At 64.9% G+C, this 14,416-nt stretch carries 2 protein-coding genes; both read right to left on the bottom strand.

Annotated elements, in window-relative coordinates:
• Positions 1 to 102: 102 nt before the first annotated feature.
• Positions 103 to 480, bottom strand: a complete 378-nt coding sequence (locus AC1DSJ_RS26675) for a DUF7674 family protein (RefSeq protein WP_175171742.1) — start codon at positions 478 to 480, stop codon at positions 103 to 105.
• A complete protein-coding gene (locus tag AC1DSJ_RS26670; protein ID WP_441372508.1) occupies positions 477 to 14,414 on the bottom strand; it encodes a two-partner secretion domain-containing protein in 13,938 nt (4,645 codons plus the stop codon). Before AC1DSJ_RS26670 ends, AC1DSJ_RS26675 begins: the two co-directional genes overlap by 4 nt.
• Between the last annotated feature and the right edge of the window lie 2 nt (positions 14,415 to 14,416).

Here is a 14,416-nt window from a genome sequence, read left to right as displayed (position 1 = left end):
CTTTAAATTTAAGGGGCAATCTGCCCAAAAATGCAGGGCGAGAACCAACCACAAGACAGTCAGACTGGGTGGTGAACTTTCCCGCCACACAGTCAGGAATAATCACTTAGAGGTGTGCCAGTTGCTCCAATCATTTAAGTACTTCTTCGACACCGTTCCAAGTTGACTATCCAATTTTCGATCAAGATTTGGGTCTTTAGAAATTTTCGCGCTTATAGCCTCGAGCAAACCTGTTGCGACAGCGGTACTGAGGACAGCATCGGACGAATTCATTCCCTGCTCTACTACATCAAACACATAAGCCCGCTCTTCATGCGAGAATTTCTCGAATTCACTGACGATAGCTCGTCCCAATTCCGCAAACAAAACGGTTAGTGGAATATCATCTCCCCAATACTGAACAGCGGCCACCTTAGCTTGATGGATAGCCTGAATACGGGTCAAATTATTCAAAAAAATTGTATGCACTTCTTCCATCATTTTCCCTGCAGAGCATTATGAAGATCGCGCAAGACATTCTGCGCTGCCGAACGATCACTAAAGGACGCATTCGGATTGAAATTCAACCATTTCTGAAGCGCAGCCGAGTAATCTTTAGCTTTTTGGGTATGGAGTCTTCCCCCAACTGGGCTTCCCGTCCTAATTTCGTAACGAACAGCATCGGCTGTGCTACCCGTCCCAATTTTCGCCCCATCACGATATAAATCGTCCATTAGCCCGGCAAGTTTCGAGTCTGAAACTTGTGGCTTGACCATTTTTGAAGCAAGATCATCGGCAAGTTTTGCACCCGTCGCAGAATTGGCAGCACCTCCAGAAGTTACTACCGTTTTGCCTGCCGAACCCATTCCACCCTTTGCCGCAAGCAGAGCTTCCGCTTTTGCAGCGACCGCTTTTGCTCGAAGCGTTGCAATCGCCCCGCCCAATGCAAAGCCGGTTGCATCAATCGCCCAAGCCTCGGCAACACTCGCCGCTAGGGAGTAATGGAACGTTCCATCCCTAGGATCAGGCGTGACTTGAATGACAGGCGAGTCGGCAGGAACTGCAGTTGGCTTTCCCTGTTTATCGAAGAACACTACATTGCCGCTGGCCACCGCTAACTGGACGGCGGCACGGCACAAAGAGGAGGCCGGGACAACGCATGCGCTCGCCAGCTCTTTGTCCTTCTGCTCCGATATACCAGCAAGCTCACGCGCCCGGGCGCAGCTCTCAGGATTTCCAGGACCGCAAGAAGCAATCGCCGCATCAAATTGCCTTTGTTCGGACGGCCTGAAACCCTCGGATCTTTGTCCGAAGTAGTTGTTCTCGGTCTCGATCTGGGCGGCTAGGGTCGCAACAGCAGTATCTCCACCCAGTGCTACGGTGAGGCCCGCGACGAGACTGGCGACCAGATTGACTCGTGACTCTTTCTCCTCCGCCGTTAGGTCCTTGGCACCTTGCCCCGAAAGACCCTGAATGAGGTTGCTAAGTACGACACTCGCCGCAGCCCCGGCTGCGCCAGCACCACAATTGCTTCCTTGACCGACGGCTCCAGCGCAGCCCACCAATCCCTGTAATGCCGTCCGGGCCGCCTCGCTGTCCAACGTGTCCGCAAGCTGCTTCACCTTGCCTGCGCCCAACGCCTGCAGGTAGTTCGCCGCGGCGGACTGCACGAATTGCCCCGCACTTCCCGTAACGTTCCCCCCAGCAGCTGCTGAAAAGACGGTCAATCCAAGCCGATACTCGCCATTCGGCCCCCACTTTGCCGCTTCGTCATACCGGGCCTTGAGATCGTCCTTGAGCGCGGGATCCGTCTCGGCATCCATCGCCTTCTTCAGCGCATCCGCCTCCTTCGCCCGATTCGTCAAAAACTGCCCAACCTGCCGGCTAGCTTCCGACGCGATCTCAAATCCCGCTTCGATCTTCTCCTTATCAAAGATCGGCTTCAGCGCATTCAACGTATCGGCCGTGTCCCGGTTCAACGACGCAATCGTCTCCGCGGCTGTCTTGCCGGTCAGGGCCAACTGCCCCGCCTCATCCCGAATGGCGATCGTGCCGCCGCTGATGGCACTTTGCGTGGTCGAGCTGCTGTTGCCGCTGGCCGCCACCACCGCTGGCATACCCATCCCGAAGCCGCTGCTGCCCGTGGAGACCGACGTGCCGTGCTGCTTCGTTGCACCGCCCGCTACCTCACCGCCCTTGGTCGTGCCCAGGCCCGATTCGCTCGGCTTGGCGTCTCCGCCAAATCCAAAGCCCGCCCCAATCGACACCTGGCTGCCGCTGTACTTCGCGGTGTTCTTAATGTCTTCCGTGACCAGCGTGCCCGTCATGAGCTTGTTCAAGCCGTCGGCTACCGCGCGGTCACTGCTGGCGATGACGCTGCCTACCAGCTTGGTGTTGTTCTTGACGTCGATCTGGTAGCCGCCGTCGCCGGCCCACAAGCCCGTCTGTTCCGTGACGGACTTGAAGTCGCTGTTCATCTTGCCGGTGCTGGCATTGGCGGACACGCTGCTCGAACCCACGCAATACGGCGGGATGCAAAGGCTCAGCCCGAAGCCCGCGCTTTTGTTCTTGGAGTCGTACTTGCTGCTGTCTTGCAGGCTCTCAAGTAGCAGGTTTCCACCGACCGACGCGATGATCTGTTCAGCGCGGCCCGCCGCGCCCTTGAACGTGGTGTCGCCGCCAGACTGCATCGCGAGCACATTCCCCGCGGTGACGTTGCTGTTGGTCCAGCTTTCGTCGCGGCCGTTGGCTTCGCCGCGTCCAACCGAGGCGCCCAGTTCAAGCGTGAAGCCATTCTGCGAGCCGCCGGTGGAGTAGCCGATGCCGATACTGGCACTGCTGCTCTTGCTGTCGGTTTTCTGCTCGAACGCGTTGCGAGCGGCCTGCAGAACGATGTCGCCTTCGGCCTTGAGTACCACATTGTTGCCAGCAGACAGGTTCGATCCCGTGACAGTGATGTCCGAGTCCTGGCCAGCTCCTTGCGCGACGATGGTCAGGTCTTTGCCGGCCGCAACCGTCGAGCCGAGGGCGCTAGACGAACTACGGTCGGTCGTGCTGCTGCTCTTGCTGGTGCCCAGGCTCAGCTTGATACTCACGCCTCCGACCTGGTCGACCGCGTTGGATGAACCGGCCTTGGCAGCTTCCGCCGCGTCGGCGGCTTTGGCGGACGCCTGAACGGCGTCATAGGCGTTGACGGCTGCCAAGGCAGTCGTAGCGCCTGCCAGGCCCTTCATAACAGCGTTGTCCGTCCTGCCCGCAGCGTCAGCCATCCGTGCACCAGTCTGTACGGCGCTGACAATAGGATTGCTCGCGGTAAGCGTCAACCCTGTCTGCTTGATCTCGTGGAATTCCTTCTCTTGCGTGGTATCCAGCGCCGCGCCGATTTTGACTTCCTTGCCGATCAGCGTGATGTCGCCTTGCCGCGCAATGACGTTGCTGCCCGTGATATTGAGGGCGCCGCCTGCGTTGATCAGCACGTCGCCTTCGACGCTGCCGACGGTGCTGGCGTTGTGGAAGACCTTCTTGCTATCAAGCGAATCCGTCTGCTGCCGAGTGCCATAGCTGAAACCACCCATGGCCCCAAAGCCAGACTTCTTGACCATCTTGTAGTCGTAGCCGTCTTCGGCGTTCTGGCCGGCCAGGATGTTGACGTTGTGGTCGGCTGAAATCACCAGATCCTTCTGCGCGCCAACGTTCGAGCCTGCAACAGTCAGATCGCGGCCAGCCATCAGCACGGCGGTGTCGCCGGTGAAGGTGGTGGCCAAGGACTGTTCCCAGTCAAGAGCCGCTTTAGTATGCGTGGTCTTCGACGACAGGAAACCACGGGTTTTGTAGTGCGTTTCGTCGTAGGCCGAGCCGCTCTGCACTCCGGCGGTAAGGTTGATGTCGCGGCCTGCGCCAACGGCCAATTGCCCACCGGCCGTAACATCAGCCACTCGCGCGTTGACGTCCTGCCCCGCGATCAACGTGACGTTGCCGCCCGCATCGATGCTCGAACCGATTTCCTTGCTGGTGGCGAGGTCATGCCGATTCTTCCTGTTCAGAACCAACGATTCGCCATGACTCTCCTCCAGCGTGGCCAGATTGATATCCCGGCCCGCTTGCACCCGCACGCCGTCCTTGGCGGCCACCTGCGCCGCCGTCAAGGTGACGTCGCGTCCTGCCTGCATGCTGAGGTTGCCGGCGTCCACACGAGAGACGCCCGAGATGTGTGAACCCCACGTCGCGCCGTGATTCTCCGACGCTGATGTGGAGGTCAGCGCGATATCGCGCCCCGCCTTCAGTGCGACGGAATTTCCCTTGATCAGCGACACCAGGTTGGTCAGGTCGGTGCGCGCGGAAAGATCCACGGTGGCGCCCTGGACCAGGCCGCCTGCCTGATTGACGATGTTCGATGCGCTCATGACGGTGGCGTGGCGCGCGCCGATCGTGCCGCTGTTGTTGATATCACCGTCCGCCGCCAGCTTGACGTCGCGTCCGGCCATCAGCGTGCCGTCGCCTTTCAAGTCGTCGTTTTGAACGACCAGGTACACCTTGGGCACCAATGCGGTTTCTGTGCTGCCATCAGGCAGGGTGACCGTTTCGGCCACCAGCCACACCAGATCGCTGGTTAGCTGGCGTTGTTGGGCTTCAGTCAGCGCAACACCCACCTTGACGTTGTGGTCGCGGGCGAATTTGGCGCCTTCGGCCATCAAGGCCTTGTACTGGCTGTCGTTGTCGCTGAAGCGGCCCAGGAAGCGCTGACCGGTCGTGGCGAGTATTTGATCGGATACGAACTTTTGCTCATAGAATCCGTCACCCAGTCGCTTGGGTTGACCCGAAGGCGTCAGGAACTTGGCGCCAGGCGGAACCAGAGCGTCCCAGCCCGCCAGCCGCGCGCCAGACAGCGTCTTGGCGTCTTGCACGGGGTTGCCTGTTACGGTGCTGCCGTTGGCCAGCACCGTGTTACCGGCCGCGGACGCCGTCGGGGCGTCAAGACGCTGCACGTCTACGCTCGAACCAGCGCCTACTGCGGGGCCTGCCGGCCCCTGCGACGTAACGGCGCCCTTGCCGATGGTGGCCTGGACGTTGCTGGGATCGGCAGGCTTGTCAGCGTGCTGACCGGCAAGCCCGGCACCTGCCCCTGCGCTGCCCGCTACCGTGGTTCCCGGCAGCGCATCTGGCTGGCGCAGCAGGTCGAACAGATAGTCGCTGGACACGGTGGGGCGTTGGCCGATGAAGCGCGAATCGGTGGCGACGATGTAAGGCGCGTCGGGGCGCTTGTCCACTGCAAACAGTTGGTTGTCGGGGATGCTGGCCGGGTTTGAAACGGTGCGCACCACCGCCCCACCGGGCATATCCAGGCTGGCGACCAGTACGGGTCCCGGCTTACCGACGCCCGTGGCGCCGGGCGCCGATCCGTCGAGCGTGACGCTGGTGTATCCACCCGAGGTTCCCACAGGAAGTTCAATGGCCTGCCCCGCCAGAGTGGCGGTGTAAGGGCTGGAGTATTCCTTGCGGTCCTTGGAGCGCGCCTGCGAAACCGTGGCCGTGCCTTGGCGCGTCACGGTGCGCTGTCCGCCCGCGCCGATGTTGTTGATGGCCGGGCCCGCTACATTGAGCGCCCCGCCCGCTGCGATCTGGCTTTTGTCGTTGGTGACCGTGCCGGCCAACGTCATTGCGCCGCCGGACAGGATCTTGCCCGGGTCCGAGGACAGCGTGCGCGTCTCGGTGACCGTTTCGTTGACCTGGTAATAGGTCAGCGTGCCAACCAGCCGGTTGTTGAAATCGGCGTTGAATGCGCGGATGCGCGCGTCCAGCGCTTTGTATGGCTCCGTGTAAGCGGCATAGGCCGCTTCAAAGGCTTTGCGGCGCGCGGCTTCCGCAAGGCACGCGGGGCTGTTGGTAAAGCAGGGAGCTTCCGGGGGAACCCACACAGGCAAAGAGCCCGTCGGCGGCGTGACGCCGAACACCGACCAGATGCGCGCGTCGGTGCCATAGCCGAACCATTCAGGCACGTCCCAGCATCCGCCTCCGGCGTCGCCGCCACTGCAAGCGACGTCGGCCGGGGTAAAGGCCAGTGCAATCGGCGCGCTGACACCCGCCTGGCGCCTTCCGCCGGGTGTGTAGTCGAACGGCGGGCCGTAGCGCGCCGCCGGGTATTTGTCGGACGGCAGCAGGAACATGCGTTCGGGATCGTCGTCCAGCCAAGCCGGGTCCTTGCTGCACTGGGGCGTGACCTCGTCGCACAACCAGTGCGTCTCGGCGTCGTACATGTCGGTACTGCCGGCCGGGGTGAAGTACACCTTTGACTGCGACGCAACCTGCACGGTCTGGCTGGTGTAGCCCGCGTTCTGGTTCAACAGCGACGCCGCCGAAATGCGGGCATCGCCCGCCGCTTCGATGGTGGAACCCGTGTTCAGCAGCGATCCCGCCTGGCCTGCCGCGTTGCCGCCGGCATCCAGCGCGCCGCCGATGGCAAGATCCGTACCGGCATAGATCAGCGCGTGCTCGCGATTCACGAGCGTTGCGGCGCCCAGGTCCATGGCGCCTCGGGACGCGATGACGGCGCCGCCGCCCACGCCTGCACTGTTGACGAGTGTTTGGGTCTGAATCGCGACCTTGTCGCCGTAGATGCGGGCAAGGTTATCCACGCGGCCGGCGTTGATGTGCGTGGCGGCGCCATCGATCAGCCCTGCATTGGTCAAGCCCTGCGCGACGTTGAGCGTATTGGCGCCTCCGGCCAAAAGCTGACCGCTGGCCTGGTTGACCAGCGAGTCCGCCTTGATGCTCAAGTCACGCCCGGCGCTGATGGTAGCGCTGTTGTGCAGCACGCCGCCCAAGGACAAGTTCATGTCGCGGCCACTGGAGAGGTCGCCCGTCTGATTCAACGCGCCCGCATATTGAAAGGTAAGATCGCCCGCCGATTGCAGTGTGCCCAGGCCGTGCAAGACCTGCGCGATGACGGTCAGGCTGTTGCCCGCCAGCAGCTTGCCTTGGCCGTTTTTCAACGTGTCGGCCACGATGCGGGCGTTGCCCTGCGCGGCGACCTCGCCGCCCTGGTTATCCAGCTCCCGCGTGGTCAGGGTCAGGTCCTCGCCTGCCTGGATCGAGCCGCCTTGGTTGTCGACGCGGTCCGCCACAATGGCGATCACCTTGCCCAACACGCCCTTTGGCGTTGCACGATCCGCTGTCAGCGTGGCGCGGTTGTCCAGCGAGGCCGACGTCAATGTCAGTGCGTTATCGGCCTGGATCAGACCGGCGCGGTTGTCGAGCGCGCCATCCGCCTTGAGCACCAAATTGCCACCAGCCAACGTGCCCGCGCGGTTCACGACCGTGGCGGCGGCGATGTTCAAGTCGCCCGCTGCGGCGATGAGCCCGTCGGTGTTGTCGAGCTTGCCATCCAACGTCAGGGTCGCAGCGCCGGTCGAGGTCAGTTTGCCTGCCTGGTTGTGTAGATTGTCGGCAGTGATATCCAGGCCGCCGCCTTGCACGACGGCATTGCGCGTGTCGATATCGCCCGGCGTGGCAAGCGTGACGTTGCCCAATGCGGACAGCGTGCCGTGCGCAAGATCCAGACGGCCTGCGGTAAGCGTCAGGTCTTTGCCAGCAAGACTGGTGCCGTGATGGATGATGTCGCCCGCCGTCAGCGTCAGGCTGCCGGGCTGGTTAAGGACGCCGTCGCCGTCCATGCCGGCCACGAAACGGCCGGCGTTGGTCAGCACGCCCGGCGTGGTGACGAGCACGTCCCCCGCCGCCAGGACCGAACCCTGATTCAACAATGCTGCGCCCGCGTTCAGGCGAGCGTCTTGCTGGGCGGACGCAACGCCCGCGTTGGCCAACGTACCGCCGGCCACCAATTCCAGTGCGCTGGCCGCTTGAAGACGGCCGTCTGCGGCAACCGCCAAGTTGCCCGTCGCGCGCGCGTTCAGATCGCCCGCCTGGGTTGCGGCGAGGCCGCCCAGCGCGGCATCCGTGCCCGCTTGCAGGCGCATACCCTGGCCCGCAGCGAGCGAACCTTGCGTGCGCAACGCAGCGCCGGCATCGGCCGTCAATGCGTCACTGGCCTGCACCGTCGATGCCGCGCCGAATGTCAGGTCGCCTCGCAGCGAGGTCAGCGTCAAATCGCCGTTCAGCGCGGCAACCGTGCCGTCCACCGTCAAGTCGTCACCCGCGATCAGGGTTTGCGTATGTCCGGCCAACATGCGGCCGGCGGCAAACATGGCGCGTTGCGCGGTGGCAGCCAGTGCGCCGCCTGCTTGCGCAAGACCCGACGCGGCAACGGTTACGTCACGTCCGGTCAGTGTCAGGTTCGCGTCGGAAGCCGCGGTGCCGTCCACTCGCACATCGCGCGCGGCGGCCAACGCCATCTCCGCTACCGAACTCAATACGCCCAAGGCGCTCAGGTCTTGACCTGCACGTGCGCTCAGCGCGCCAGCGGCCTGGACCTGTCCGCCTTGCTTCACGACCAAATCATGCTGTGCAGAGATCACCGCATCGCCTGCCGCGCGCTCGCCCAACGCCGCCACGACGCCGCCCAATCGGGCGCTACCGCCCGCAGCCAGCGTGAGGCCGCCGCCAGCGGCAATGACGCCGTCGGTATCCAGATCGGCGCCCGCGCTTGCGGCAAGGCCGTCGGAAGCTTGCATCCTGCCGGCCGCCCCCACTTGCAGCTTGGCGCCGGCGTCTGCTTGCAGCGCGCCCGCCAGGGCGGTCGCGATGCCGTCAATGCGGATGTTGCGGCCCGCCTTCAATGCGACGGGGGAACCTGCGGTAACCGTGCCCGTGTCTGTAATGACCAGATCGCCACCGGCCTGCGCGCGCAGCGTGCCACCCATGGCGTCCCGGGTGACCGCGCCGTTTGCAGTGCCTGCTGTGCCAGCGATACGCAAGTCTTGGCCCGCAGCCATCAGCAACTTGCGGCTGCCTTGCGCCAGGGCCTTGTCGGCTACCGTCAGATTTCCGGCGGCATCGATTTCAAGAGTTCCGTTGGCGACCGTCTTGCCCTGCAATTCAGCGTCCGTACCCGCAGTCAGGGCGATGTCGGTTGCGCTGGAAACGGTACCCGCGGCAAGCAGCTTCCCGTCGGCCTTGGCAATCAGTTTTCCGCTTGCTTGCAGTTCACTTGCGCCGCCCAGCGTCATGTTGCCGCCGCTGCTGACAGACAGCGTGCCCGTATCGGCCAGCACAGTGCCGTCCACCGTCAAATCGTGCTGCGTGCGCAACTGCGCCGCCTGTCCGGCGACAAGCGCGCCGGACAACGCCGCGCTATCCGCGTGGATCGCTACGGTTCCATCCGCCTGCACCCGCGAGCCCGCCAAGGCGGTCAGACCGGCGCCGGCCTTTGCACTGATCGAACCCGTCGCCAGATTCTGGCCTGCCAGCGTGATGTTGGACGCCGCATCCAGAACCAGATCGGTCAGTGATGACATCGTGCCAGCCGCCACGAGCGAAGCGCCCGCGCGCGCCAGCAAAGCGCCGCCCGCCAGCGCTCGGCTGTCAGACGACAGCGCCATCTCTTGTGCGGCGATCAGCTGCAATGAACCCTTCGCCGACGCCGCCGTGCCCGTCAGCGCCATTGCGCCGCCGCTCTGTATCAACACGCCTTGATCGCCGCGAACGGCGCCTGCGATTGTCGCCGCGCCCGTCGCCTGGATTCGCGCGTTGTCGGAGGATTCCAACTGCCCCAGCGTGCCGACGCGCACGTCGTTCTTTGCAGCCATATTCAGCGAGCCATCCACGCCCACCTTGCCGTCGACCCCGACATCCCGGCCGGCCCGCAATTGCGCATCGCCCTTGGACACCAGCACACCATTGACGACAAGGTCGCGGCCCGACTGCGCGTGAACGCCCTGCCCTTGCAGCTGGCTGCCCGAGCCCAGCAGCAGATCATCGCCACTCTTCAACGCCAGCGTGCCGCCGTAGGCCAGCGCATTGCCCTCTACGCGCAGATCGCGCGCGGCCGACAGCGCCATGCCGCCTTCGGACAACGCGGTCCCGGCGATGTTCAGATCTTGACCCGCTTGCAGCGCCAGTGCGCTATCGGACTGAAGGTGTGATCCGCCCGCCGCGGTCAACGCATGGCCCGCCCGCACGTCCAGCGCGCCACCCGCGTAAAGCTGATTGCTGATGCTTGCGTTGCGCGCAGCCTGCAAGGTCAACGCCTTCAATGAGCTGACCTTGCCCGCCACATGAAGGTCGCCGTCCGTCTTTGCACGCGCGGGCCCGGCCGCCGCAATGCGCGCCAAGGCGCCAACCGACAGGTCGCGCCCCGCACTCAGGTCCAGGCCGCCAGTGCTGGCAGCCATTTCGCCATCCACCGTCAGTGCGCCGATGGCGGCCACGTTGATGTCGCCGTTGCCCCGCCATGCGCCAGATAGCGTTATATCGTTGCCCGCTGTCGCGCGCGACGCGCCCTCGGTTTCCCATTGCGCCGCCCGGCCCATGTCCAGATCGCGCTTGGCGACAAGCGACACGTCGCCACTGGCCGACGCAGTGCTGTCCACTCGCGCATCGCGGCCCGCAGCCAATTCAATCGCACCGCGCGACCCCATCGTGCCTGCCGCGTACAGATCGCTGCCCGCCTGCGCCGATATGCCCTGGCCCTGAGTCTGGCTGGACTCGCCCAGTTGCAGCGCCTTGCCCGCGTTCAGGGTCAGCGCGCCCGCGTAGGCTCGCGCCGCGCCGTCGACGCGCAGATCGTTACCCGCGTCCAGGGTGATGCCCGCGTTGGCCAGCGCTTCGCCCGCCATGGCCAGATTCTGACCGGCAAGCACGTTCATGGCCCCTTCCGATTGCAGGCGCGCATGGGCACCTGCCGCGACCATGCCGGTCGCTTGAAGCAGCAGATTTCCGCCCGCCAGCAGTGTGCCGTCGATGGTGGCGTCACGTGCCGCCTGCGCCGTCAGCGCTGCCAACGACGACACCGTGCCCGCCGCATTCAGCGCGCCCCCGGCAAGCAAGGCCACTGGCCCTGCCGCATTGACGCGGCCGCTTGTGCCAATGGACAGGTCATCGCCCGACGCCAGGGTCACTGCGCCCTGCGCCGCATCCACCGTGCCGGTGAGATCCAGCTTGCCCAGCGCGTTCACTTGCGTGCCCAGGTTGCTGCGCAGGCTACCCGCCAGCCCAACATCGCCACCGCCTGCCAAGGCCGCGCTGCCGGTGGCTTCGAATGCACCGGTGACGTGGGCCGCACCCGCCGCCCGCAACGTCAGATCACCATCGGCGCCAAGCTTGCCGCCGAGCATTGCTCGATTGCCCGCCGTCAGCACCGCCGGGCCCACGGCGGATACGTCGCCGTTTGTGTAAAGGTCGCGCGCGGCGGCCACGGCAACGCCTACGCCCTGAGCTTGGCTGCTTTCACCCAAACGCAGATCGTTGCCGCTATTCAAGTCAAGCGAGCCACCGTACGCCTGCGCCGCGCCGTCAAAGTTCAGGTCGCGCACCGTGTTGATCACAATCGCGCCGTCGCTGGTAGCCGTGCCCGACAGATCTGCGTTCCGCCCTGCGTTCAAGGCCATGTTGGTGGCCGATTGCAGCTGTGCGGCCGCGCGGACGCCCAAGTCCTGGCCCGCGCGTAATGACAGCGTGTCGCCGGATAGCAGTTGCCCGCCCACGGCGATGTCGCGCACCGCCGCCAGTGTTTGCGCGCCCTTGCTGGACAGCGCACCATCCATCCTCAGGACGCCGCCGCTTTCGCCACGCAAGGTCGAGCCCGCCACGGCCTTGCCCTGCTTGCCGACCAACAGGTCACCGCCCGCCAGCATCTCCAGCCCGCCTTGCGCGGCAGACGTTTCGCCATCCAGACGCAACGCGCCCTTGGCTTCAACGCGATTGCCGTCATTGCTGCGCAGCGCGCCAGCGATCAGGATGTTTTGCCCCGCCTTGACGACCGCGCTGCGTTCAGCGTCGATGCTTGCGCCCTGGCCGACCGTGACATTGCCCGCGCCTTGCAGGTTCAGTTTGCCCGTGGCCTGCGCCTGACCGCCGACCCGCGCGTCCCCGCCCGCCGTCAATGCCATGTCGCCGCGCGCACCCACCGAGCCATCAGCGACAAGATCGCCGCCCGCTCGCACGGATACGCCGTCGCCTTGCGCACGGCTGGTCTTGCCCAGCTGCACTGCATTGCCCGCGTTCATCGAGAGCGCGCCGGAGTAAGCGCGCGCCGCACCATCGATGCGCAAGTCGCGCCCGGCATCCAACTTCAGGCCCGCATTGGTTTCCGCTTCGCCCGCCAAGGACAAGTCCTGACCGGCAAGCAGCGTCATCGCCCCTTCGGATTGCAGCCGTGCATTCGCGCCTGCCGCCATCTGGCCCGCAGCCTGAAGCTGCAACGAGCCGCCTGCCAACAGCTTGCCGTCGACCTTGGCGTCATGCGCGGCCTGCGCCGTCAGCGCCGCCATGGATGACACCGTGCCGGCCGCATTCAAGGCGCCCTTGGAACGCAATGTGACCGGACCGCTGGCCCGTACGCTGCCGCTGCCGCCAATGGACAGGTCACCGCCCGACGTCAGCGTCAGTGCGCCTTGTGCGGCGCCGGCCGCGCCGGTGATACCCATCGTGCCAGCCGCCCGCGCGGCCACGCCTTGATTGCCGCTCAGCGCGCCTGTCAGCAGGGCATTGCCGCCCGCCTTCACGTCGACGGTTCCCTCGGACGCCATTTCACCGCCCGTGCGGACATCGCCATCGGCGTCCACCACGATGCGTTTGCCCTGCGCGCGGCTGGCCTGGCCAAGCCGCAGATCGTTTCCACTCTTAAGATCAAGGCCGCCGCCGTAGGCCAGCGCGCTGCCTTCCATGCGCAGATTTCGCGCCGCGTCGATCGACAGTGCGCCATCCGTCAAGGCCGCGCCCGCCAGATTGGCGTCTGCGCCCGCGCGCATCGTCATGCCGTTTGCCGACTGTGCCTGCGCGCCCGCTTCGGAAACCATGTTGGCGCCTGCCTGGGCCAACAACGTGCCAGACGTGTATACCTGTCGCGGCAGTACCAGGTCGCGCCCGGCTTGCAGCGAGACGCCTGCCTTGGCGGAAACGACGCCGGGAATTTCCGACGCGCCGCTTGCCTGCTTGCCGGATGCCGCAATGCTGGCCGATGCGCCCTTTCCAGGCTTGTCCGCATCCCCGTTGCCGCCGTTGTCGTTGCCGGTACCGCCGTTGCCGGGGTTATTGCCGTTGCCGTTGCCGTTGCTGTTGCTGTTGCTGTTGCTGTTGCCGCTGCTATTGCCGCTGCCATTCGCCACGCCCGCGTCGGGCTGAACTGCGGGAACCTGCGCGCCAGTCATCCTCAGATTGCGTGAGGCCACCGCGCGGATGTTCTGATCCGCCGTCAGCAAGTGACCCGACAGCACCAGATCCCTGGCGGCGACCACGCTCAATGCGTCCTGGGTCCGCAAACTGCCTTGCGCGCCGACAATCACATTCTTGCCCGCCTGCACGCTTAACGGTCCGCCAGACCCGACCGCGCCCAAGATGGTTGCATCGCGGCGCGCGGTCAACGTGGCCGCGCCCGCGGCCTGCGCGATTCCCTGCACGGCAAGGTCCCGGCCGCTGTCGACCTGAAGCGCGCCCGCCGCCTGCACGGTGCCACTGGACGCAATGCGCACGTCTCCCGCCGCGTTGACGTGCAGGTCGCCCGTCAGCGCCACCAGGTTGCCGCCGATGTTCACGCCTACGCCGGCCTCGGTGCCGATCAGCCGGATGCTGTTGGCGTACATGCCGCCCAGCGCGGCCGTGTCCAGCGCCACCTCGGGCGTGACGCCTTGTCCGGCTCGTGCGGACACAACACCCGTTTCGTAATCGACCCGCGCAGCGCCGGCCGTGACGTTGAGCCTGTCGGCCCACACGCCTGCGTTGATTTCCAACGTGCGGGCCAGCAGATCCACCTGGCCAAGGTTCGCGCCGTTCAGCCCGGCGCCATCGACGCGGATGTTGCCCGATGCAATGTCAAAGCCGATACGTCCATCCGTACCGATCTGCGGCCGCCCGGTCGTCAATGTGGCGCGGTCCGCGTTCAAGAAGCCGCAGCCGTTGCAGGTGATACCGGCGGGGTTGGCGACGATGACGTTGGCGCGGTTGCCGGCCACTTCCAACGTGCCCAGCAATTGCGAGGGGTTCGGCGCGGTGACCTGGTTCAGGATGGTGGTTGCGCGCTGGTTGCCCAGCATGGTGTTGCCTGCCACCTGCCCCGCCAGCTCCGTCTGGCTGGCGCCGCCGCTGTTGTTGAGCACCGCGCCGGACGGGCCCACGTTGAACTGTGTGTAGCGGTTGTTCGACACGCCACCGGCGCTGGGCGGCGCGATGTTGATCACCGGCACCCCATTGGTCACGCCCACGGCAGGCTTGGCGCCCGCCACGCTTCTGTCGACCGTGATCGGCAGGGTCTGCGCCAGCACTGGCGACCAGACCTGCAAGAAAACGACGGACCAGACAATCATCGAACGAAGCTTGGACATCATGC

The organism is Achromobacter sp. 01N37 (assembly GCF_056399725.1).
This window is presented reverse-complemented; position numbering and strand designations above follow the sequence as displayed.

Coding starts and splice junctions, on each gene's coding strand:
- AC1DSJ_RS26675 (WP_175171742.1), bottom strand. CDS start 480: ATGATGGAAGAAGTGCATACAATTTTTTTGAATAATTTGACCCGTATT.
- AC1DSJ_RS26670 (WP_441372508.1), bottom strand. CDS start 14,414: ATGATGTCCAAGCTTCGTTCGATGATTGTCTGGTCCGTCGTTTTCTTG.